Source organism: Rhabdaerophilum sp. (genome assembly GCF_046092605.1).
Taxonomy (GTDB): domain Bacteria; phylum Pseudomonadota; class Alphaproteobacteria; order Rhizobiales; family Beijerinckiaceae; genus Rhabdaerophilum.
The window spans coordinates 1-22,436 of sequence record NZ_JBJTDY010000187.1; the positions used below are offsets into that span (position 1 = coordinate 1).

Consider the following 22,436-nt stretch of genomic DNA (forward strand, 5'->3'; position numbering starts at 1 on the left):
GCCCAGCACGTGGCCGGCCCCATCCTCGATGCGGAAGGCATAGGCATCGGGGTAGCGCGTGAAGGTCTGCATCAGCCGGCTTGATGGCTCGAAAGCCAAACTCCCATCCGGCCCTGCCCTCAGCGCCTCGGCGAGGCGGTCGATCTGGTGACTGACCTTTTCACGGCGCAAGCCCTCGGGGTCGGAGCTGTAATAGGCCGTGACGAAGGCGATGTTGAGCAGGGTCAGAAACCCGCCGACCAGCAAAAGCCGGCGGATGAGAGTGATGACAAGCGACCGGCTCATGCCCGATCCGCCTCGGTGAGGAGATAGCCGACGCCCCGGATCGTGTGGATCTCCACATTCGCACCCGCTTCCGCGAGCTGGCGCCGGAGGCGCGAAACGGATGCCTCCAGCGCGTTGGGACCGGGCGCCTCGTCCAGCGTGTAGATCGCATCCTCGATCACCCGGCGCGGCACGGATTGCCCGAGCTTTCGCAGCAGCACTTCCAGCACGTCGATCTCACGGCGCGCGAGGTTCACGGACCGCCCGGCGGCGGTGACCTGGCGCGAGGTGGTTTCGAAGGCGAGATTGCCGAGCTGGAGCTTTCGCCCCAGCAGCCCGCCGGGCCGCCTCAGCAGCGCCCTGCAACGCGCGGCGATCTCGGCCGGGGCCGCAGGCTTCACGATGTAATCATCCGCGCCACGATCGAGCCCGTCGATCCGGTCATTCAGGCCGGCGCGGGCGGTGACAACCAGCACGGGAATGGCGCTGCCTTCGTTCCGCAGGCCATGAAGCAGATCGAGCCCGTCGCCATCGGGAAGGCCGAGATCGAGCACGATCACATCCGGCGGAGCTACCGAGAGGATGGCGCGCGCCGATTCGACGTTCGGCGCATGATCCACCGTGAAACCTTCCGTCTCCAGAGCTTCGCGAGTGAGCTGGGCCAACGGCGGCACATCCTCGATCAGCAGCAGTTTCATCCATCAGGTTCCCGTCAGGCTCGGCCCTTATTGCTCGACGCCCGAGACCGGGAGGTCAAGTCGATGCTGAAACTTCTCGCCACCATCCGCAACCAGATCCCGCTCACGCGCTACGCCTACCGGGGCGAGGAAGCGCCGTGCAACCTCTGCGGTTCGCATCATCGCCTGATCATCGGCCAGACGGACCGGCGGCTGAAGACGCTGAAAACCGTGGCCTGCGAGCAATGCGGCCTGATCCGCACCGATCCGATGCCGACAGATGCCGAGCTCGACGCCTATTATGCCGGTGAGTACCGGCTTGATTATCAGTTCGCCTTCTCGAAGAAGCCGCCGCGCTTTCACATCACCCGCAGCCAGCGCGACGCCGAGGCGCGACTCGCGCTGCTGGAGCCGGCGCTTTCAGGCCCGAAGCGGGTGCTCGATTTCGGCTCCGGCTCTGGAGAGTTCCTCGTGGCTGCGGCAAAGGCCGGCCATGCGGTCGAGGGCATCGAGCCGGGCGAGAGCTTCGCAGCCTTCGCGCGCGAAGCCTATGGCGTGAAGGTCGAGAGCTGCGTGTGGCAGCAGGCCGAATTTACTCCCGGAAGCTTCGATGTCATCACCTCTAACCACGTGCTCGAACATCTGCGCGAGCCGGTGAACGCGCTGAAGCGCATGGCCGAATGGCTGGCGGAGGATGGCGTGCTGTTCGTTTCCGTGCCGAATGCGCTGGGTAAAAGGCAGCACAGCTTCCAGCATTTCCACTTCGCGCATGTCTATAATTTCACGCCGCAGGCGCTGGTCTGGGCCGGTCTGGTCGCGGGGCTGGAGCCCGATCCGCGCTTCATGAATGCCGGCACAACCATTGTTTTCCGCAAGCGGAAAGAGGGCGCGGCGGTGCCCGCCTGGGGCGAAGAGGAGGGGCACCAGGTCGCCTCGCATTTTGAGCCCTCCTCGCCGCTGCGGTTCTTGCTCTCCGGGCGCTGGATCCTCGATGCCCTGCGACGCTTCCGGAAAGTGGCAGGCGACAGCTTCGTGCGCGCCTGAAGGGTTGCGACGCCAATCCTGCGCCCGCCGCGACATGGTTTGCAGCGGCACACGGAACGTGCTATCAACCCAAAATCGAGTTTTGGCCGAATGAATTTGCCCCTGCGGAACCGCGTTTCGCCCTGGCCGACGACCTCTTCCTTCTCATCGATCCAGGCCGTGTCTGCCGGTGCTGATCCAGCTCCGAAAGCGCGGTTGTTTTTCTCGTTTTTTCAAAGGTAGCTCCCCATGCATAACGGAACCGTGAAGTGGTTCAATTCCCAAAAGGGCTTCGGCTTCATTCAGCCGAACAATGGCGGGACGGATGTTTTCGTTCACATCAGCGCCGTCGAGCGCGCGGGCCTCAACGGCCTGAATGAAGGCCAGAAGGTGGTCTTTGACATCGTGGCCGATCGCCGGACCGGAAAGTCGGCGGCTGATCGCCTGCAACTCGCGGATTGATGATCCGCGCCGGCCCCGCTTTCGGGGCCGATTGGCGGCGCGGGCCGGAACCGGCCTCGCGCCTTCCTCTTTCTCTTTTCCGGAGGGTGACCCTTGCAGGTCCTGGTTCGTGACAACAACGTCGAGCAAGCGCTTCGCGTGCTCAAGAAAAAGATGCAGCGCGAAGGCGTTTTTCGCGAAATGAAGCAGCGCAAGGCCTATGAAAAGCCTTCCGAGAAAAAGAACCGCGAGAAGGGCGAAGCCATTCGCCGCGCCCGCAAGGCCCAGCGCAAGCAGATGCAGCGCGATGGCCTTCTGCCTGCCCCCAAGGCCAAGCCCCGTCCCACCGGTGGCCGTGGCCGCCCGGCGGTTGCCGCCGCGCCGGCCGGGCGCTGAATTCAAAATCCGGATCGGGCCGCTGGCCCGCTCCCTCCGCCCGTTTTCGCTTGACATTGCAGTGCAACAAGCGCAGGGCTTTTTCCAGAACGTCAGCGCGATCTCCGCGCTTGAGCGAAGCAGCGTGACAGCGCCCGCCTCTTTGAGGTGAACCGGCGCCGGGCTTCCCCCTTCAATCGTTCCCTTCCGGGCTCCCCCTCACGCGGGTCGCTTTTTTCAGCCTGTTCGCGATGAACGCGTCCGGGCCATTGCGGCTTGCAAGCCGCTGACCCTGAAAGTTAATTCCTTGGCTACCTTCAAAGATTTCGCCCTTCTCGCGCCGTTGAACCGTGCGCTCGAGGCCGAGGGCTACACCACCCCGACCCCCATCCAGCTGCAGGCGATTCCGCATGCGCTGGCGGGCAGGGATCTCCTTGGCATCGCGCAGACCGGCACGGGCAAGACCTGTGCCTTCGCGCTGCCCATCCTCCAGCGGCTCGGCAAGAGCGGCACGACGCGCAAGCCGAAGAGCTGCCGCGCGCTGATCCTCTCGCCGACGCGTGAACTCGCGAGCCAGATCGCGGCGAGCTTCCGCGCTTACGGCCAGTTCATGCATCTCTCGATTGATGTCGTGTTCGGCGGCGTGCCGATCGGCAAGCAGACGAAGCGCCTCGCCACAGGCGCGGATATCCTCGTGGCCACGCCCGGTCGCCTGCTCGATCTCGTCAACCAGAAGGCCCTGCGCCTCTCGGATATCGAGATTCTCGTGCTCGACGAGGCCGACCAGATGCTCGACCTCGGCTTCATCGTGCCGCTGCGCCGCATCCAGGCGATGCTGCCGAAGCCGCGCCAGAGCCTCTTCTTCTCGGCCACCATGCCGGACACGATCTCGGGCCTCGCCAACAGCTTCCTCACCGATCCGGTGAAGGTGGCGGTGACCCCGGTCGCCACCACGGCCGAGCGCGTGACGCAGGGCGTGATGCATATCGCTCAGGGCGCGAAGCCGGCGCTGCTTTCGCGCCTCATCGCCGATGGCGAGCAGGGCCGCACGCTGGTCTTCACCCGCACCAAGCATGGCGCGGATCGTGTCGTGAAGCATCTCGCGCGGGACGGCATCGAGAGTGCCGCAATCCATGGCAACAAGAGCCAGGCCCAGCGCGAAAGGGCGCTCGGTGAATTCCGCACCGGCAAGTGCCGCGTGCTGGTGGCGACCGATATCGCCGCGCGCGGCATCGATGTCGAAGGCGTGACGCATGTCATCAATTTCGACCTGCCGCATGTGCCGGAATCCTATGTGCATCGCATCGGCCGCACGGCACGCGCCGGCGCGGCGGGCATCGCGATCGCGTTCTGCGCGGGCGATGAGCGTCCGCTGCTGCGCGACATCGAGAAGCTGACACGCCAGCCCGTGCCGGTTCTCGCGCTGCCGGAAGGTTTCGCGCCGGAGCCCGCATCGATCCGCGAGGTGAAGGAAGGCGGCAAGCCGCAGCAGCATTCGCGCCCGCCGCAGCAGCATCGGGGTGAGCGGAATCGCTCCGATCAGGGTCGTGGCAAGCCGGGGCAGCATCGCCGGCATGCATCTCGCCGTGCGCGCCCCGGCGCTTCCGCGTCTGGCATGCCGGGTGGTGCGCAGGCCGAATACAGGTAGCCGATCCTGGATCGCCTGATGTCGTCGATCACCACGCGCGGTTTCTGCGCGTGGCCTGCGACCTCAAGCCGTTATGCGACCCGCAGGCGTGCGATCTCTCTGCAGCCGGAATGTCGGAAACGCAGGGGCGATCATCAGCGGCTTCATGATCAAGCTCAGAAGATCATCCCGTCAGCGCGAGCGGGCCGGCCCCCGGCGCGTCGCGAGGGGTCGGGATGACCGCCCTCTAGCCCAGCAGCAGCAGGAAATCGCGGGCCTGGTCGTTGCCCATGTTTGTGGTCGCCTGGGTCAGTTTCTGGCGGATGCCCTCGGCCATGTCGCGCGCCTCCTCCCAACTTAGGTAGGAATCGAGCATCTCGGCCGCGAAATTCTTGAGATCGTTGCCGATATCACGATAGCTCGCCTCCATTGCGGTGAGAGTCGCAAGGCGATCGGTCAGCTGCGCCAGAGTCTGGTCCACCTGCCCGAGAGCGGTAACGATGTTGTCGCGCGTGGCTGTGATCATGTCCTCGGAATTCGCCCAGTTGTCCCACGGCGTGGCCGCGTTGAGCGTATTCACTGTCGTCAGGATCTCGTTGACGGCCACATTGTTGCCGTAGGCGACGCTGGAAAGCGAGGCCACGGTGCGCGCGATACGGCTGTTGAGGATGCGCCCCATGGAGCCGATCTGTTCAAGGATGGTGCGCTCGGGCGGCACATCCGGCGGCGGCCGGTTCTTGATGAAGCGCATCGGGCCTGCCTCGGGATCAAAATCGCCGGTTTGCTCGACAATCGTGATGGCGCCACCATCCTGCGACCGCAGGCGCAGGCTGCCATCGCCGGCGATCTCCGCGATCACGTTGCTGCGGAACCCCTTGATTTCCTCAATCATCGTGATCGGCGAGGTGCTGGTGCCGGAAGCCACCCAGTTGCGGGTGATGCCATCGCCATCGATGAAGGTGATCGAGGTGCCGGCCGAGATCGTCTGTGCCGGGCCGAGCGTCTTCACCGCCGCGCCCCGCCCGAACACCATGCCGTTTTCCTTGGCGGCCAAGCCGACAGCCGGCCATTCGGCGCCATCAGCGAACATTTCCGCGCGGAACGGGCCATCATAGGGTGAGGAGATGCCAAACAGATCATCCACGACCTGCCGCGAGGAGGTGCCGTTGATGCGGAAGCCAAGGCGATCATCGACCGAATAGATCGAGAGGCGCGGCGATCCGATCTGGTTTTCATCGAAGCGGATGCGCACGCCGATATCGGCCAGCGCCAGGGCATCGGCCACCTGGCCCCAGGTTACCGTGTCAGCATCCATGCCAAAGGTGTAGGTGAAATTCGCGCCATTATCGGCGGTGATGGAGAAGCGCATGCCGTTGGTGGCGCCGGAAACGCGGCTGTCGCGGCTAAGCTGTGCGCCAGCGCGCGCGGCACTCGCATCCTCCGCGTGGCTGGGCTGCGGCGGCGGATTCACGTCGCGCGCGAGAGCCATGCTACCGCCGGCCGCAAAGCTTCCCTGCGCGAGCCCCGTGCCGACATCGCCTCCTTGCGTATCACGCAAGCGCAGGCGGCCATCCGCCGTCATTTCGGCCACAACGCTGCCGCGCATCGCATTGATGTCGAGCATCGCCTGACGCACGGTCGCGCCCGAGGAAGTGCCCCATTGGCGAGGCACCCCATCACTGCCGATGAAGCGCAGGACACTGCCGGCGGCAAAACTGCCCGCGCCGGCCGTAACCAGCGAACCGCCCGAGCCGAAGGTGAGCCCCTGCGGGCCCGAGCCACCCATGGCCGAAGAACCGGCACCATCCGTGAATTTCGCGTCGCCATAACCGCCGTCATAGGGGGAGGAGATGCCGACAAGGTCATCCACCACCTGCCGGGAGGAAGTCCCGTTGATGCGGAAGCCGGTTTTGGCATTGGCGGATTCCAGCACGAGGCGCGAACCGCCGGGGCCGCTGGCATCGAAGCGCGCCCGAACGCCGATCTCCGCCGCGTTGAGACTGGCCGCCACCTCGCCCCAGGTCGTGGCATTGCCGGTGAAGGTGAAGATGAAATCCTCGCCGTTATCTGCGGAGATCGAGAGGCGCATCCCGGCAGTCGCGCCCTCGACGGGCGTATTCGCATCGATCGGAACCGTGGTCCGCGCTTCGATGGGCGGCGGGATGAACGGCGTTGCAGGCGGCGGAGCGGGTGTTGTCGGCGGCGCAGTCTTCAGGCTCAGCGCTTTGTTGGCGAGCGACTGGAGGTCGACAATATCCCCCCGCAACGCGATTAACGCATCCTCGGTGTCGTCGATGGGGCGCAGCACATTGAGGAGACGATTGTTGCCGGCATCAAATTCGCGGATGCGGCTTAGCGTGTTGTAGGAGATGCCGGAGCGATCTGGCCCCAGTGTCACGTTCTCGATGAGGGTCGGAACCTGCGGAACGGTCGTGGAGACCGTATAGGCATCAAAAAGGCTGATATAGGGAAATGAAGCAGACCCAACCGTGGTCATTCTGACCTCCATGGATGCAGGAAAAACGGCATCGCGTCTGGGAAAACTCAAACATCATTAAGGTTAAAACTTTCTGAGGGGCGGCACATCGGAATGTCCTTGCGAAGCGGCCAGTTCCCTGTCCCCCGGTTCGGAGCCATACGAGCCGGAACGAGCCGACCAACGCCGAGATGCACCCCGGCGAACCGGGTCGCGGCCAAAAAACCACCGGCATCGGTCGCGCCGGTCACGCCCGGGTGTTTCCACGCCCGGCAAGGCGATGGGCCAGCACGACGCGCATTCGGGCCACTGAACCGCGAAAGACAAGGTCCGGGGCCGCTTGCGGTTTTGGACCTCTCCCTCTCCTTCAGGCCCGGTCGCCGAAATAGCGGGCGGGCGTGGTGCCGAAATGCTGACGGAACAGCGCGATGAAGCTCGAGGGGTTTTCGAACCCCACTTCGAAGGCCGCATCCCCGATGCGCGCGCCAGCTGCGATGGCTTCCAGCGCGAACATCAAGCGCAGCTGCTGCACCCATTCCCTGATCGCGAGCCCGGTTTCGGCCTTCCAATGGCGTTCAAGCGTGCGCAGGCTCGCGCCTGCTTCGGCTGCCAATTCCATGAGAGAACGACGTTCGGCTGGCTTCGCGTAGAAGATCGCCGCAAGCTTGCGCGCCCGAGTATCCCGCAGTTCTGGCAGATGCACCGGCTCCTGCTCCAGCATCACGAGTTCATCGCAGAGCACGCGGGCGAGGCGCGCGCTGCGCCCCTCCGGCGCATGATCCCACGGCGCTTCGACCGCCGCGAGTATCAGCTCGCGCAGAAGCGCCGGCACGGCGATGACCTGCGGCGCGGCGGGGGTTACGATCCAGCCCGCCTCCTCCGCGAGGTAGAGCGTGCGCAGCTCCGCCCGGCGCCTGAGCTTCAGCGCATGGCGGAGGCCACCGGGCAGCAGCAGGGCCCGGCTCGGCGGCAGCACCCATGAGCCAGCTTCCGTGAGCACGGTGAGGCTACCCTCCACCGCATACATCAGCTGGATGCGCCGATGCGCATGCCAATCCGTCTGGCCGGGCTGGTAGCTTTCCGCCAGGCCCACGAGAGGAGCCGGTGCCGCATCGGGATCGCGCAGGAACATGATGTCGTCTTTCCGTTATAAAATGACAGAACATCGATAACGCGTCACGTTAAGCCTGAGGCAAAAGGGCGTCAACGCCGGATGGGCCGGCGACACAGACAGGAAGACACGATCATGTCCAAAGGAGCTCTCGCCATGGCCACCGCCCTCACCCTCGCCGCCCTGCCCGCCACCGCCGGCCAGCTCGGCGTCTTTCAGTCCGATGCCAATGGCTTCGACACCCGCACCTACTGGTACGACGATGGCCGCGAGATCACGGTGTTCGACACCCAGTTCGTGCCGCAGCTGACCGATGCGATGGTCGCGACGATCCGCAAATCCTCCGACCGGCCCATCACCCGCGTGGTGGTGACGCATCCGAACCCGGACAAGTTCAACGGCCTCTCCGTGCTGCACAAGCTCGGCGCAACCTCCATCGCCTCGAAGGCTACCGCCGATGCGATGCCCGGCGTGGATGCCTACAAGCGCTATTTCTGGGTGAAGATCGCCAAGGCCTTCACGGACGAAACCTACCCGGCTTTCGAAGCGGTGAAGCAGACCTTCTCCGGCAAGAGCACGATCACGCTCGCTTCGGGCGAGACGATCACGCTCTTCGAACTGAAGAACCCCGGCGTTTCGGCGACGCAGACCGTGGCGCGCATCGATGCGACGGGCGACCTCATCGTCGGCGATCTCGTGCATCACGGGGCGCATGCCTGGCTCGAGGGCGGCATCGTCGAGGGCAAGCCGCGCCCGGATCTCAAGGGCTGGATTGCGGCGCTCGACGAACTCAAGGCGCTCGGCGGAAAAACCGTCCGCGGTGGACGCGGCGAGGATGCGCCAGTGGAGGCCGCCGCCGCGGGCCAGCAGGCCTATCTCCGCGCCATCGATGCGCTGGTGACCGAGTACATCGCCGGGCTCGGCGCGGCGAAGGCGGAACTCGCGGATCCCGCCAAGGCGGGCAAGCACTACACGGCCATCCAGGAGCTCGCGACGGCGCGCTTCCCGGATCGCAAGCTCGGCTACCTCATCGGCTACGGCATCTATGGCCTCGTGAACAGCAAGCTCTGAGGCGCTGAACATCGGATCGGGAAGGCGGGCTTCGGCCCGCCTTTTGCCGTTGCCTCCCCCATGTCACGGCATCGTGCCGCACGGAAAGCAGGTCGATCATCGCAAGCCGGAATGCCGCCTCTGATCCTCAGGCGCTGCTAAAAGCGGCAGAGCCCGTCCAGGGAATCCCGGCGAGCATGCGCTCGAGCACCGCCATGCGCACATAGCTCGAGAGCTTCACCTGCTCGAAATACCGCGCGTTCGGCAGGGCATCACAGGAGGCATCGAGTTCGCCCTGCCGTGGCAGCGGGTTCAGGATGATGGTGTCCGAGCGCGACTTGAGGATCTTGTCGGCGGTCAGCACGAAGGGGTCCTTTTCGACATAGCTCGGCAAATCCCCGCTCTCGAGCGTGGATTTCACCTTGCTGGTCAGGTCCTGGGTCTGGATGTTCAGAACATCATGGTCGAGGCATTCCTCGATATCGTGCACGATCGAGACCTTGGTGCCGAGGGCGGCAAGACCATCCAGCGCGAGTTGGGTCTTTTCGGAGAAATGCGTTTCCGGATCGACGCAGTAGGTCACTCGCTTCGGCGGCATATGCTTCAGAAGCAGCAGGAGCGAATAGGCATAGCGCGCCCGCGAATCGCAACTGATCGCGAGGCTGAGCTTATCCATCGAACCCTTCATTTCCAGCATGCAGAAGAGGTCGATCAGGGCCTGGGTCGGGTGCTCGTCCGAACCATTGCCGCCATTGATCACCGGCACGGGGGCGAGCCGGGCGACCTCATGGCATTTCAGTTCCTCACTGTGGCGGATGACCAGCAGGTCGGCCAGCTGGGCGATCGTGCGGATATGGTCGGGAAAGTTGTCGCCATTGCTGGAGCCCACGCGGTTGCGTTCGGGATCATAGGCATCGATGGAGCGGTGGCCGAGGCGCAAGGCCGCAACCTCGAAGCCCAGTTTGGTGCGCGTCGAACGCTGGAAGAAAAGGTTCGCCACGATCTTCCGACTGTTGGAGGCGGCGCCGCCGCCCTGTCCATCGGACTGCGCCATGCGGCGGCTGCGGGCCATGATGTCGATGAGGTCGGGCGCGCTGAGATCTGCTGCCGACAAAAGATCTTTTCCGAACGGATGATTGGGTGCCATGCTGAGCCCAGAGCCTGATTTACGCTCTGATCTTAACACTTCCTTAACCAGTCGACGTCCGTTTCCGTCTGGCTTGGTTAATGTTCGCGAGCATCCCGTTCGGCTTCATCTTGTGGACGAGCAAAGGCAGCAGCGAAATGACGTCCATGGGTCGGGCAAAAACATAGCCCTGCACGCCATCGATTCCATAGGCACCGAGGGCGGCCAATTGTTCCTCGGTCTCGATCCCCTCGACGATCACTTCCAGCTCGAGATCGCGGGCGATTCCGGTTATGCCACGCATCATCAAGCCGCTGCGCTGGGAGGTATCGATAGAGGTCGTGAAGGAACGGTCGATCTTGACCTTGTCGAGCGGCAACATCTCCAGATAGCTCAGCGACGAATAGCCGGTGCCGAAATCATCCAGCGCCGTGCGCACGCCGATGGAGCGCAGCCGCTCCAGCGTTTCGATCACAAGACCGGAATCGTCGATCAGGATCGATTCCGTGATCTCCAGAGTCAGGCGGTGCGGCGCGATGCCGGAACTCTGCAGGCAGGAGCGGGCAATCGAGACGAGATCGAGATCACGCCGGAACTGCTTCGCCGAGAGATTAACGCTTACGCCCACATCGACGGGCCAGCTCGTGGCGGCATGGCAGGCAGTCTGCATCGCCCACGTGCCCATCAACGAGATGAGACCGGAAGCCTCGGCGATCGGGATGAACACGCCGGGAGAAATGAAGCCGCGCTCCGGATGCTTCCAGCGCATCAACGCCTCCACCAGTGTCACGCGGCGGGTCCTGGGGTTCAAGATCGGCTGGTAGGCCAGCGACAATTCGCCATTCTCGATCGCGCGGCGAAGATCCTGCTCGAGCAGGATACGCTCGTCATATTTCGCACCGAGTTCGGCCGAGTAGACACAGACTTGGTTCTTGCCGGATTCCTTCGCCTGATAGAGCGCGAGGTCGGCATGCTTCAGCGCCATTTCCGGTGCCAAACCCGCGCCCGTGGCGATGCCGATGCTGGCGCCGGCGCGCAGGCGCACATTGCGGACAAGGAAAGGCAATGTGAGGTCGTTCACGACGTCGGTCGCCAGCGCCATTGCCATGACAGCATCCATGCGCGGCGTGATGATCAGGAATTCGTCACCGCCGATGCGGGCCACCACATCGTCATCCGTGAAATGGCGCGTGATGCGCTGCGCGGCTTCCCGCAGCAATTCGTCGCCCAACGTGTGACCGAACATGTCGTTCACATGCTTGAAATTGTCGAGGTCGATCGAGATCAGCAGGAACGGCTTGTCAGCCGAATGCCAGTTTTCCATCTGCTCCATCAGCGCATAGCGGTTCGCAAGGCCGGTCAACGCGTCGCGCTTCGCGAGCATTTCCAGCTTGCGCATGGTCTGCAGGCGGGACACATAGACCTCATGGATGGTCCGGACGCTCGAGAGCGTCGCAAGCAGCGTGAAGGCAACGGCGATGCCGATCAGCACATAGGCAAGCTCGCCGCTGAAGATCAGCCCGAAGATGAAGGTGATCGACACCAGCGCCATCTGAACCTGGGTGATGTAGGGGCGCGAGGTGTTGCGGCCGGAAACGCCGCCCAGATATCCCATGGTCTGCGCCACACCGAGAATCGAGGCCGCCTGATAGGGATGGGCAAGGACGGAATAGGCCCCGAACAGGCCTACCGTGGCGGCCGTGCTCCAGGCACCCACCAGCGCCATCCGCTCAAACTGGCGTTGCACCGCCCGATCCGTTCGCCCGCGCGCCTTCCGGTTGTAAAGGCGATGGCTGAACCAGCGGAAGCCGTTGATCACAAACAGCAGGCAGGCCAGTCCGAGAATGATCGGGTCACCACTCAAGAAATAAGCGCTGAGGATGATGCCGTTGATGATCATCATGCCAAGGATGACGGCCGAGGGTGTACCATACAACGCCTCGATCATGCTTGCATAAAAGGAATCGTCATTCTCGGGTGAGGGATTCAGCTGAACCGCGAACTTCTCGGGCGCATCTGGCATTGCGTTCGATCCTTGCTCGCCTTCCGCTGCTGACATTACGGCCCTCGTTTCTTAACAATTCGTTCCAAGGGGCGGGGACACACGGTATTCTTCAAAAATAACAGAGCTTTCCCGCTGATTGTCGATGCTGCTTGGGCTGCATCTCGATCAAACACATATCAATCTCTGGTTGTATTTTTATGAACTTATTCCAGAGTTTCGCGACAGGTGTCGCCAGCCGGCGACAAATGCAACGGCTGCACCCTTAACCGCTCGGTCGCGTTTTCCCGGGAGATGTGCATTTGTGCAAAGGCAGGATTAGACCGGATGGCGCATGAGCCATGCAACCGCGCCAGCCAGGCTTCCGGAATTGCCCGTCCACGCGACCGGATGAGGGCTCCAGGCCAGGGAGGAGGAAGCCGGCAGTTCCTTCCGCATGGTTTTCCTTGCGCAGGCTATGGCGGGTCCGGGCACTCCGCCCGGTGAGGCCGATGAAATTGATATCATTGAAATCCGCCATCACAGCGACGCCCATTGCGACAGTCGCGGCGAGCAGCGGCGCCGTCTGGATGGTGAGCGAGCGAAAAAGGGGTGAACTTCGCCAGGCCCGCCGACCATGAAATTTCCATGAGTTTGGAAAGCCCGGATTAAGGCTTCATTAAGGGTGTCGGTCTTCTAGTTTTCCGGCCGTCCCATCCACGGCGCGCGCGACCGATCAACTTCGCGTGAGGTGACGGTGAGGTCCAAAACCGGCCTTATTTTGAGCGCAACTTGAAGAAGTTCGAGAGTGTTGGGTTATTTTTCGCTCGCCGAAATGTTTCCCGTCGAAGAAAGAGCCGCCACGCCGAACGAATGCTCCCTTTCGTTCGGTTCGTCCCCTCTGGAAGGAGATGAGCCAAAGCCATGAGCGCCGCGCCGAACCCGAAGCTTGAACGTGACAGGCGGATCGATCTGTTCCGCGGTATCGCGCTTGTGATGATCTTCATCAATCACATGCCCGCGACGCCGTGGAGCCTGCTGACCTCGCGCGCCTGGGGCTTTTCGGATGCGGCGGAAGTGTTCGTGCTGCTGGCCGGCCTTGCGGCTGCCCTCGCCTATCATCGCTATTTCGCCAATGGCGCGACGGGTATCGGCTTCGCCACCGTCTTCTCGCGCATGTGGAAGCTTTATCGCACGCACCTGTTCCTCTTCCTGATGGTCGGCACGATCTGCGTGATCGGCGCGGAGCGATTCAACGAGCCGAGCCATCTCGAGGCTTTGGGCTTCGACACCTTCCTGCAGAATCCGGGGGCGTTCCTGGCTCATGTGGTGACCCTGCGCTTCCTGCCGGGCTATCTCGATATCCTGCCGCTCTATGTGCTGCTCCTGGCCCTGGTGCCGGCGCTCTTTCTGCTGCACCGCCTGCACTGGATTGCCCCGCTCGCGCTCAGCCTGGCGCTGTGGGGTGCGGTTCAGGGCATCGGCTTCAACATCCCGAACAGCCGCACCGCGCGCGAGTGGACCTTCAACCCCTTCGCCTGGCAGTTGCTCTTCACGATCGGCTTCGTCATCGGGCTCAGGATGCGGTCCGGCCTTGGCCTTGGCCTGCTGGGCCGCCCCCTTGTCGCACGCGGCATCACTATCGCCGCCGCGCTGTTCACGGTCGCGGCCTTCCTGATCAGCGCCCCGTGGCGCGAGATTCCCGGCTACGAGAACGTCTGGCTCGTTGACCCGCTCCGCATTGGCGCGATCTCCAAAACGGATCTCTCCATCATCCGGCTCATCGATGTGCTGGCGAAGTTCTGGCTTGTGATGGTTCTCATCCAGCCGGATGCGCGCTGGCTCTCCTCTGTCCCGGCCCGGATGACGGCACTGATGGGCAAGCATTCGCTGGAAGTCTTCGCTCTTGGCACCATCGGCAGCATCGCCGGCGGCATCGTGATCGTCGTGAACGGCTACCATCCGGCGATCATCGCCGCAGCCGTGCTGACAGGCACCGCGCTGATGATCGGCATGGGCGCTTTCATGGAATGGCGCAGCGGCGCGACGGCGTCCTCGCGCAAGCCCAAGGTCGAGGCGGCACCTGGCTCCGCCCCTGCCCTGCCACCCACGCCCGAGCGGCGCGCCGAACCGGTTTCCTCGCGCTCCACGCTGCTTGCACTCGATCCGCGCGTATGAAACCTTCCAGGGCCAAGATGGTGAGATTCAAACGCCTTAGCCCTTCGAAATCGCTTCTGTCCGTGCTCCTGGCCGGCAGCATGAGCCTTTTCGGTCTTGCAACTGCGCTTTCCCAGTCGCTGCCGCCCCCGGCGGCCCCCGCAACCGTGGTGAGTGTGCCGAAGAAGGCCGAACTCCTTCCGGTGACCGAAATCGAACTGATGGCCAACAGCCAGCCGAGTGCTCTCGCGCTCGACGCGCGCGATGGCTCCATCTGGTTTGCCGCGCCTTCGCTCGGCGCGCTGGGGCGCATCGATGCCGAAACGCTGAAGGTCACCTATCTCTATCTTGGCAAGCGCGCGAAACCCTTCGGTCTCGCCTTCTCGCCGGATGGCGCGCTTTACGCTACCGACAAGACCCTCAACGTCCTCCACCGCATCGATGGCACGACAGGCGAACTGACCCGCATTGCGATGCCGTCAGACCTGCCGACCATGGATCTGTCCGGCCTGCGCTCCGATGGCCTGGGCCGGATCTGGTTTGCGGGCTCGGCCGGCTGGCTCGGCAGGTTTGATCCGCAGAACGGCGCGGTCGAGGTCTCCTCGCACGATGACCTGCAAGGCATGGGGCTGAATGCGCCGGGCGAAGCCGGTGCCATCTGGTTCAGCGCGTGGAAGGCTGGCCGGATGATCCGCCTTGACCCGCAACGTGGCCGCTTTGATTCTACCGCCCTGCCGGAGAGTTTCCGCGGCGCGCGGGGGCTCGCAACCGGGCCAAAGGGCGAACTCTGGGTGTCCTCCGCCAAGACCAATGCCATTGCCCGCTGGGCGGGTCGCGGCTCATGGCAAATCATTCCGCTGCCCTGGCCCGAGAGCCAGCCCCAAGCGCTGCTCGCGCGGGCCGACGGCACGTTGATCATCGCCGATGGCGGACGGCGCGTCCTGCTGCGCTATCGCCCGGAGAAGAATGTTTTCGAGGAGATCGCCCCGCTGGGCGAAGGCGGCATCATCCGCGCGATGATCGAGACGCGCAGCGGCATCGCCTTTGCCGATTCCGGAGGCGACGACATTCGGCTCGTGCCCGACCGGCGGCCGGTCGAGAACTGATTCAAGGACCTAGTCACGAGGACGCGAGAAGGCGAGCCGCATGAGGCTTGACTTCGCAATCTGCTGCGCGAGCAGGGTGCCGGTGCAGAGATGGCCCAAGGCGGTCATGTGCAGGCCATCACCCATCACGAGGTCATCCATCGCCGCGGCTTGCGTGGAAACGAGGTTTTTCATGATCTCGTAGCGGTGGAAGTGCAGCACGCCTTCGGCACGCGCGGCCTCGGCGATCGCTGCCTGCATCACCGGCGTATCCTTGTCGCGATCGACCATCGGCGCGACCTGCAGATCCATCAGAACCACGGGGATACGCTTTTCCCTCAGCCGCTGAAGCGCGATCCGCATATCGGCAATGGCGCTTTCCACGCCATCCATCGAGAGCACGTCATTCACGCCCAACTGCCAGATCACGAGATCCGGCTTCTCGGCGATGACATCGCGTTCGAGCCGCGCAAGCATGTCGGCGATGGTCTCGCCACCCTTCCCGCGATTGAGGATCTCGACGGGGTTCAGCACCTCGCGGGCGAGCACGCGCTCCAGCACGGCGGGGTAGATGTCCTTCTTGGAGAGATTGGGCGTGCCTTCGGTGGAGGAAGAACCCAAAGCGACGATGCGGATAGGCTCACCCGCCTCAAGCCGCGATTCTAGATTGGGCAGCGGCTTTTCCGTGCCGGCGACATGGCGGGCCTTGTTGCAGCGCGGCTCACCAGCCAGAGCCGAAGCTGCAAGCACCAGCGTGAGGCCAAGCCCCGCCAGCGCCAAGGTCGTAACACCCGTTTTCCGCACGTCCCCGAACTCCCGGTTCGCATCAGCGGCGACTGCAGGCTTTCCTTGCTTGCATGGCTGCTCATCGTCCTGCGCAGAATGGAATAAGGCAACCCTTTCGATCATGCCAGCAAAAAAGTTAATCGGTGTTAACGCCCGCGTGCGCTGTCCCTGCTGATCTCGGGAAGGAGGCCAAAAGCATCCTCCAGCCAGCCGGGGTCGAAATCATGCCCGCCGGCATGCAGGCAGAAATCGAGATAGGCCCCGCGCTCGCAGCCTGTCGCGCGACGACAGCCGAGCGCACCAAGCGTGGTGGAAACATCCTCCTCGGCCGGGCGGCAGGCACCGAGTTTGCGCGCGAGATCGATGGCATGGCGGATGCTACCCTGGTGGAACTTGCCGCCGCGCACGGGCCGCCCCTCCAGCGGGAAGGTTACATCGTTGAGGCCGTGGATGTGGCGGATCGCCCGCAAACCCGCCGGGCAGCTTTCCGGCTCCGGCCGCCAGAAAGCGCCGGAGACTGGAAGGTGAAAGCGGAACAGGCCGGGACGCGCGCAGGCGATCGCCCAGACCATCGAGGCTCCCTGACTGAAGCCGGAAGCCCAGAGCCGGTTCTCATCCAGCGGCAAACGCTGGCGCAAATCCGCGAGCAGGCTCTCTACGAAAGCGACATCGTCGCGCAGTTGCGAGGGGGAGCCGGGATGCGACCAGGTCTGCCCCTCCCCTTGCGGCACGACGAGCGCGAAACCGAGCCGACCCGCGATCTCCCGCAGGTCCTCGCGCGCGATCACATCGGCGGCGATTTCGCGAAACCCGTGGAAATGCACGAGCACGGGCAGCGGATCGCGCCCGTTCCAGCCCAGCGGGGTTTCCGCGAAATAGAAGCCGTTGGAGAGGCTGCAGCGCCCGCCCTCACCATCGCAAAGCGGCGAGGCTCCGGCCGATCCAGCAGCCAGAAACAGCGCCAACAACAGAAGGAAAGCCCGAAGCCCCCGCATGCGGGGTGAAGATTGGCACATCTCCGCCTCGGCTGTCGATCACGCTTCGGCGAGCGATGCCGATACCACCCGCCGTCAGATGGCCGTCGCTGCCGGTGCGGGCGAAGCATCCTTCGGTGCCATGTAGCGCGCGGGCACGGATAGCGCGAAGGTTGCTATTTGCCGAAGGGATTCCATCGGCTTGCCATCGCGGGCGCCGATCGACATGCCTTGAACGACGCTCACGAGAAAATCCGTGAGCGCCGCGACGGGCGTATCCGGAATGAATTCACCCGACTGGACGCCCGCCTCAAGTTCTGCGCGGATCACCTCCGCAAAGGCTTTCCGCCGGATGACCAGCATGTTCACGGCTTCTGCATTTTCATTGGAGCAGGAATGCGCGGCCGCGCAGAGAAAGCAGCCGAGCGGCCCGCCCGGTGCGACGAAATTCGTGGCGAAAAGTCCGAACATCGCCTCCAGCCGGCCGAGAGTCGAGCGGATACCCGGCAGCACCTTGTCCCTCTGCTTGGCGAAATCCGCGAGGTAGAGATCGGCGGCTTCGCCGAGCAGCCCAAGCTTGGAGCCGAAGGCCGAATAGAGGCTCGATCTGCGAATTCCCATCGCGTCCTCGAGCTGCGAGAGCGACATCGCTTCAAAGCCATGCTGCCAGATGAGGCGCTGCGCCGAACGGACGGCCATCTCTCGGTCGAAGACGCGCGGGCGACCACGCGGGCGGGCTGTCATTCGCGGGCGGGCTATCATTTTTGTACCGATCCGATCATAATTCTTGACAGGGCGTTCGGCTGCCTGATATTTGTTCCGGTCAGAACATAATCATTCCGGCGGCTTCTGTCACCTTTTGAATGTGTTCGATGTCGCACTCCTGAAAGGATCAGCCCCATGATCTCGCGCCGCTCCCTGCTTGCCTCCTCCCTTGCCGCCGCCTCGCTGGGCGCGACCGGCCTCCCCGCTCTTGCCAAAGCGCCGCTCTCCGGTCGGCAGGTGCCTGGCGTCTTTCGCCAGAAGATCGGGTCCATCGAGATCACCGCGCTGAGCGACGGGTTCGGACCGATCGGCATCGAGGCCTTCACGAATCTCGATCCGGCGGAAGCCCAACGAATGCTCGCGGCGGCCGGCGAGAAGGCGATGGCGCCCACGGCCATCAACGCCTTCGTGGTGAATACCAGCACAAAGACCTATCTCGTTGATACCGGCATGGGTTCGAACAAGGCTTTCGGGCCCTCGCTGGGCCGCATGCGCGCCAATCTCGCCGCTGCCGGCATCGAACCGGGCCAGATTGATGCGGTGATCCTCACCCATGCCCATCCCGACCATGCCGAAGGGCTGATCACCTCGGAAGGCAAGGCGCGCTTCCGCAAAGCCGAGGTGATCCTCCACGAGGCGGAAGCCAATTTCTGGCTCGATGAGGGCGTGTTCTCGCGCGCGCCGGAGGCCGCGAAACCGTTCTTCCTCTCCGCCCGCAACGCGCTGAAGCCCTATGCCAACCGCACCCGCAAGGTGAAGGACGGAGAGGTGGCGCCTGGCCTGACGCTGCAGCTCGCCGCCGGGCACACGCCGGGCCACGCCGTGATCCGAGTCTCCTCCGGCAAGGATCAGCTGCTGATCGCGGGCGATACGCTGCATAACGCCCTGTTCCACACGCTGCGGCCGGAGACGACCTTCGCCTTCGATTCGGATGGGAAGCAGGCGGCGGAGACGCGCAAGAAGATCTTCGACATGGTCGCGACCGACGGCATCCCGATTGCCGCGACCCACGTGCCGTTCCCCGGTTTCGGGCGCATCGTCCGTGATGGTCAGGCCTATCGCTACGTGCCGGCGCAGTGGGGCGACCTCGCCTGATCGCGTTGGGGCAAACGAAAAAGGGCCCGCCTCCGATGAGGCGGGCCCGAAAGTTCAGCGCATCCCCGCGGCTCAGCGCATCGTGGGGATCACGAAATCCGCACCCTGCTTGATGCCCGAAGGCCAGCGCGAGGTGATGGTTTTCGTCTTCGTGTAGAAGCGGAAGGCATCCGGACCGTGCTGGTTGAGATCGCCGAAGCCCGAGCGCTTCCAGCCGCCGAAGGTGTAATAGGCCAGTGGCACGGGGATCGGCACGTTGACGCCCACCATGCCGACATTGACGCGCGAAGCGAAATCGCGGGCCGCATCGCCGTCCCGCGTGAAGATGGCGACACCGTTGCCGTATTCATGGTCATTCGCGAGCTTCAGCCCGGCCTCGTAATCCTGGGCGCGCACGACAGAGAGCACGGGGCCGAAGATTTCCTCCTTGTAGATGCGCATCTCCGGCGTCACGTGGTCGAACAGGCAGCCGCCCATGTAGAAGCCGTTCTCGTAGCCCTGCATCCTGAAGCCACGGCCATCGACCACGAGCTTCGCGCCTTCCTTGACGCCGAGATCGACATAGCCCTTCACGCGATCGAGATGCTGGCGCGTCACCAGCGGGCCGAAATCCGCCGAGCCATCGGTGGAGGGGCCGACCTTGAGGTTCTCGACGCGGGGGATGAGCCGCTTCACGAGTTCATCCGCCGTCTTCTGGCCCACGGGAACGGCCACCGAGATCGCCATGCAGCGCTCACCCGCCGCGCCATAGCCCGCGCCGATCAGCGCATCGACCGCCTGATCCATGTCCGCATCCGGCATGATGATCATGTGGTTCTTCGCACCACCGAAGGCCTGCACGCGCTTGCCCGCCGCGCAGCCCCGGCCGTAGATGTATTCGCCGATCGGGGTGGAGCCGACGAAGCCGATCGCCCTGATATCCGGGTCCTCGATGATCGCGTCGACGCTCTCCTTGTCGCCATTGACGACATTGCAGATGCCCGGCGGCAGGCCCGCCTCGATGAGGATTTCCGCAAGGCGCATCGGCACGCCAGGATCACGCTCGGAAGGCTTCAGGATGAAGGCGTTGCCGCAGACGATGGCCGGTCCGAGCTTCCACATCGGAATCATCGCGGGGAAGTTGAACGGGGTGATGCCCGCGACCACACCCAGCGGCTGGCGCATCGAATAGATGTCGATGCCGGGGCCGGCGCCATCGGTGAATTCCCCTTTCAGCATATGCGGCGCGCCGAGGCAGACCTCGATGACCTCCACGCCACGCTGGATGTCGCCCTTCGCGTCGGGGATCGTCTTGCCGTGCTCGCGCGCGAGGATGTCGGCGAGCTCATCGTTGTACTTCGCGACAAGCTCGATGAAGCGCATCATCACGCGCATGCGGCGCTGCGGATTGGTGGCGGCCCATGTCGGCTGCGCGGCCAGCGCGTTTTCCACTGCGGCGCGCAGTTCCTCCTTCGAGGCGAGCGCGACCTTGGCCCGCACCGAGCCGTCCATCGGCTGGTAGACATCCGCGAAGCGGCCCGATTTTCCGGGCACATGCTTGCCCCCGATGAAATGTCCGTAGGTGATCATGGTTTCCTCCTGTTTGATCGGTTTAGGCTGGGGCCTGCTCGGCCAGTGCCCGGCGCACGGCCGGGCGCGCCTGCATGGCCTGCCGGTGCGCGGCGATTTTCGGGAATTCGTTCACATCGATCTCGAAGCGCTCGAGCCAGCCGGTGAGCGTGAAGAGATAGGGATCGCCGATGGTGTAATCCGCGCCCATCACCCAGGGGCCGTCGAAATACCCTGCCTCGATCAGACGGCAGCAATCGCGCGTGTTCTGCGGCACCTTGGCGCGCATGTCGGCGAAGGAACTCTCCTGATCTGCCCAGCGCGCGGCCCGGCGGAAATGCGCGGTCGCGACATGCATCGTGGAAGAGAGATAGGCCATCAAGGCCTGCAGTTCGGCAAAAGCGAAGGCATCATCCAGCGGCGCGAGACGTGCGGCGGGAAAGTTCTGCGCGATGAAGGTGAGGATCGCCGGCGTCTCCGTGAGAATGCCGCGATCCGTGACGAGCGCCGGTACGCGGCCCTTGGGGTTGATGGCGAGATAGGCCTCGCTGCGCTGCTCGTTCTTCGCGAAATCAAGCGCGATGGCCTGATAATCCGCATCCGCCTCCGCAAGAGCGATATGGCTCGCCAGCGCGATGGTGCCGGGGGCATAGTAAAGTTTCATGCTCATGCTCATGCTGATCCTTCTCCCGCATAACGACGCGCGGTCTCGCGCAAGGCGGCCTGCGCATCGGCCCAGAGCTGGCGGGTGATCTCCGCTGCCGCACCGGGCCGCGCGAGCTTGACACTCTGCCCCGCCCAGAGGGAGAGCGCCTGCGCATCGCCCGCCTTTGCTGCAGCCGCGCGCATTTCCTGCGTCAGCGCATTCTGGATCGGATAAGCTGGAATTTCATCGGAAAACTCCTGCATCTCGCGCATGAAATCATTCTCGATGCCGCGCGCATAGCGCCCGGAGAAGACGCGCGTGAGGTGCGTCGCATCATCCGCGACCTCAGCGATCGCGCGACGCCAGGGCGCGCTGGTCGCGGCTTCCTCGGAGAGAAGATAGGCGGTGCCGATCTGCACCGCCGCAGCCCCCATGGCAAGCGCCGCGGCGATCGCCCTGCCGTCGGTGATCCCGCCGGCGGCGATGACCGGCAGGGCAATCGCCTCTCGGATGGTCGAGAGAAGCGCCAACGTGCCGATCTGGCTTTCGCCGACATGCTTCAGAAAGGTTCCGCGATGGCCACCGGCCTCGAAGCCCTGCGCGCAGACAGCATCCGCCCCCACCGCTTCCCAAGCCTTCGCCTCGGCGACCGTGGTCGCGGTGCCGACCACAAACGTCCCGCGCGATTTCAGCGCAGAAACCTGCTCGTGCGTGAGGATGCCGAAGGTGAAGGAGGCCGCGGGAGGCGCTGCTTCCAGAAGAGCCGCGAATTGCGGTTCGAACGGTTCCGCCCATTGGTTCGGGATGATCTGCGCCGGCAGGCCATAGCGCTCGCGCCATGGTGCGAGGCGTGCCATGGAGTCGCGCACCTCCGCCGCATCGGCCTTAACCGGCGGAAGGACGAAGAGATTGATCGCGAAGGGCTTGTCGGTCTCGCTTCTAAGCTTCACGACCGCTGCCCGAAGCGCGGCGGGCGTCATCGAAGCGGCCGCGAGAGAGCCCATGCCGCCAACCTTCGAAACCGCGAGCGTGAGCGCCTCACCCGCAGCACCGAGCATGGGCGACTGGATGATGGGCATGGCAAGCGATTGCAGAACCACCGGCTTTCCTCCTGCAAATTTTTTGCCTGCAACTTATTGCCCGCAGAATTCTCGGGTATGCCGGACAGAACCTACGACTTGCATCGACGCATAACAAGGCGCAGAAAGGCGCAAGCGTTCCGCATTTCT

20 protein-coding genes are annotated in these 22,436 nt (G+C 64.0%); 8 read left to right on the forward strand and 12 right to left on the reverse strand.

The window, feature by feature from the left end; genetic code table 11:
• Together ACKODO_RS14955 and ACKODO_RS14960 are read right to left on the reverse strand one after the other, a co-directional pair.
• Positions 1-285 (reverse strand): hypothetical protein (locus tag ACKODO_RS14955; protein WP_408984243.1); only part of this gene is annotated, 285 nt, incomplete at its 3' end.
• Positions 282-962, reverse strand: coding sequence for a response regulator (locus ACKODO_RS14960; protein ID WP_408984244.1), 681 nt, complete (start codon positions 960-962; stop codon positions 282-284). The genes ACKODO_RS14960 and ACKODO_RS14955, both read right to left, overlap by 4 nt.
• A gap of 63 nt (positions 963-1,025) precedes the next feature.
• On the opposite strand from ACKODO_RS14960, the gene ACKODO_RS14965 reads away from it, so the two are divergent.
• From ACKODO_RS14965 to ACKODO_RS14980, 4 genes are all read left to right on the forward strand, one after another.
• Positions 1,026-1,985: a methyltransferase domain-containing protein gene (locus ACKODO_RS14965; RefSeq protein WP_408984245.1), complete on the forward strand. Its 960-nt coding sequence runs from the start codon at positions 1,026-1,028 to the stop codon at positions 1,983-1,985.
• A 228-nt stretch (positions 1,986-2,213) separates the two neighbouring features.
• Complete coding sequence (locus tag ACKODO_RS14970) at positions 2,214-2,426, forward strand: cold-shock protein (protein WP_408984246.1); 213 nt, start codon at positions 2,214-2,216, stop codon at positions 2,424-2,426.
• Positions 2,427-2,519: 93 nt separating this feature from the next.
• The gene (rpsU, locus tag ACKODO_RS14975; protein WP_408984247.1) at positions 2,520-2,801 is read left to right on the forward strand and encodes a 30S ribosomal protein S21; all 282 of its coding nucleotides are present in this window, start codon (positions 2,520-2,522) and stop codon (positions 2,799-2,801) included.
• 286 nt (positions 2,802-3,087) lie between these two features.
• Entirely contained in the window at positions 3,088-4,428 is a 1,341-nt protein-coding gene (locus tag ACKODO_RS14980; RefSeq protein WP_408984248.1) for a DEAD/DEAH box helicase, read from the forward strand.
• A 226-nt stretch (positions 4,429-4,654) separates the two neighbouring features.
• Here ACKODO_RS14980 and ACKODO_RS14985 read toward each other — a convergent pair whose 3' ends face one another.
• A complete protein-coding gene (locus ACKODO_RS14985) occupies positions 4,655-6,904 on the reverse strand; it encodes a hypothetical protein (protein WP_408984249.1) in 2,250 nt (749 codons plus the stop codon).
• Between the two features lie 346 nt (positions 6,905-7,250).
• The gene (locus tag ACKODO_RS14990; protein WP_408984250.1) at positions 7,251-8,015 is read right to left on the reverse strand and encodes an AraC family transcriptional regulator; all 765 of its coding nucleotides are present in this window, start codon (positions 8,013-8,015) and stop codon (positions 7,251-7,253) included.
• A 135-nt stretch (positions 8,016-8,150) separates the two neighbouring features.
• On the opposite strand from ACKODO_RS14990, the gene ACKODO_RS14995 reads away from it, so the two are divergent.
• On the forward strand, positions 8,151-9,065 hold the full coding sequence (locus ACKODO_RS14995) for an MBL fold metallo-hydrolase (protein ID WP_408984251.1): 915 nt from the start codon (positions 8,151-8,153) through the stop codon (positions 9,063-9,065).
• A 127-nt stretch (positions 9,066-9,192) separates the two neighbouring features.
• On the opposite strand, the gene ACKODO_RS15000 is transcribed toward ACKODO_RS14995, so the two are convergent.
• Positions 9,193-10,191 carry an aspartate carbamoyltransferase gene (locus tag ACKODO_RS15000; RefSeq protein WP_408984252.1) on the reverse strand — a complete coding sequence of 333 codons (999 nt, stop codon included), beginning with the start codon at positions 10,189-10,191 and terminating at the stop codon, positions 9,193-9,195.
• A 43-nt stretch (positions 10,192-10,234) separates the two neighbouring features.
• Positions 10,235-12,193, reverse strand: a complete 1,959-nt coding sequence (locus ACKODO_RS15005) for a putative bifunctional diguanylate cyclase/phosphodiesterase (protein ID WP_408984253.1) — start codon at positions 12,191-12,193, stop codon at positions 10,235-10,237.
• Between the two features lie 882 nt (positions 12,194-13,075).
• On the opposite strand from ACKODO_RS15005, the gene ACKODO_RS15010 reads away from it, so the two are divergent.
• Together ACKODO_RS15010 and ACKODO_RS15015 are read left to right on the forward strand one after the other, a co-directional pair.
• The gene (locus ACKODO_RS15010) at positions 13,076-14,329 is read left to right on the forward strand and encodes an OpgC family protein (protein ID WP_408984254.1); all 1,254 of its coding nucleotides are present in this window, start codon (positions 13,076-13,078) and stop codon (positions 14,327-14,329) included.
• An 80-nt stretch (positions 14,330-14,409) separates the two neighbouring features.
• On the forward strand, positions 14,410-15,414 hold the full coding sequence (locus tag ACKODO_RS15015; RefSeq protein ID WP_408984255.1) for a hypothetical protein: 1,005 nt from the start codon (positions 14,410-14,412) through the stop codon (positions 15,412-15,414).
• 9 nt (positions 15,415-15,423) lie between these two features.
• Here ACKODO_RS15015 and ACKODO_RS15020 read toward each other — a convergent pair whose 3' ends face one another.
• From ACKODO_RS15020 to ACKODO_RS15030, 3 genes are all read right to left on the reverse strand, one after another.
• The gene (locus tag ACKODO_RS15020) at positions 15,424-16,197 is read right to left on the reverse strand and encodes an SGNH/GDSL hydrolase family protein (protein ID WP_408984256.1); all 774 of its coding nucleotides are present in this window, start codon (positions 16,195-16,197) and stop codon (positions 15,424-15,426) included.
• Positions 16,198-16,325: 128 nt separating this feature from the next.
• On the reverse strand, positions 16,326-17,147 hold the full coding sequence (locus ACKODO_RS15025) for an alpha/beta hydrolase family esterase (RefSeq protein WP_408984257.1): 822 nt from the start codon (positions 17,145-17,147) through the stop codon (positions 16,326-16,328).
• A gap of 102 nt (positions 17,148-17,249) precedes the next feature.
• Complete coding sequence (locus ACKODO_RS15030) at positions 17,250-17,897, reverse strand: TetR/AcrR family transcriptional regulator (protein ID WP_408984258.1); 648 nt, start codon at positions 17,895-17,897, stop codon at positions 17,250-17,252.
• Between the two features lie 156 nt (positions 17,898-18,053).
• Here ACKODO_RS15030 and ACKODO_RS15035 point away from each other — a divergent pair, with 156 nt between their 5' ends.
• On the forward strand, positions 18,054-19,013 hold the full coding sequence (locus tag ACKODO_RS15035) for an MBL fold metallo-hydrolase (RefSeq protein ID WP_408984259.1): 960 nt from the start codon (positions 18,054-18,056) through the stop codon (positions 19,011-19,013).
• Positions 19,014-19,085: 72 nt separating this feature from the next.
• Here the strand turns inward: ACKODO_RS15035 and ACKODO_RS15040 are convergent, their stop codons facing one another.
• Genes ACKODO_RS15040 through ACKODO_RS15050 form a run of 3 tightly spaced genes read right to left on the reverse strand, consistent with a single transcriptional unit; the run spans position 19,086 to position 22,307 of the window.
• Entirely contained in the window at positions 19,086-20,582 is a 1,497-nt protein-coding gene (locus tag ACKODO_RS15040; RefSeq protein ID WP_408984260.1) for a CoA-acylating methylmalonate-semialdehyde dehydrogenase, read from the reverse strand.
• A 22-nt stretch (positions 20,583-20,604) separates the two neighbouring features.
• Positions 20,605-21,231 carry a glutathione S-transferase family protein gene (locus ACKODO_RS15045; protein ID WP_408984261.1) on the reverse strand — a complete coding sequence of 209 codons (627 nt, stop codon included), beginning with the start codon at positions 21,229-21,231 and terminating at the stop codon, positions 20,605-20,607.
• A 2-nt stretch (positions 21,232-21,233) separates the two neighbouring features.
• Positions 21,234-22,307 (reverse strand): NAD(P)H-dependent flavin oxidoreductase, encoded by a 1,074-nt coding sequence (locus ACKODO_RS15050; RefSeq protein WP_408984262.1) that lies wholly within the window; start codon positions 22,305-22,307, stop codon positions 21,234-21,236.
• Positions 22,308-22,436: the final 129 nt, after the last annotated feature.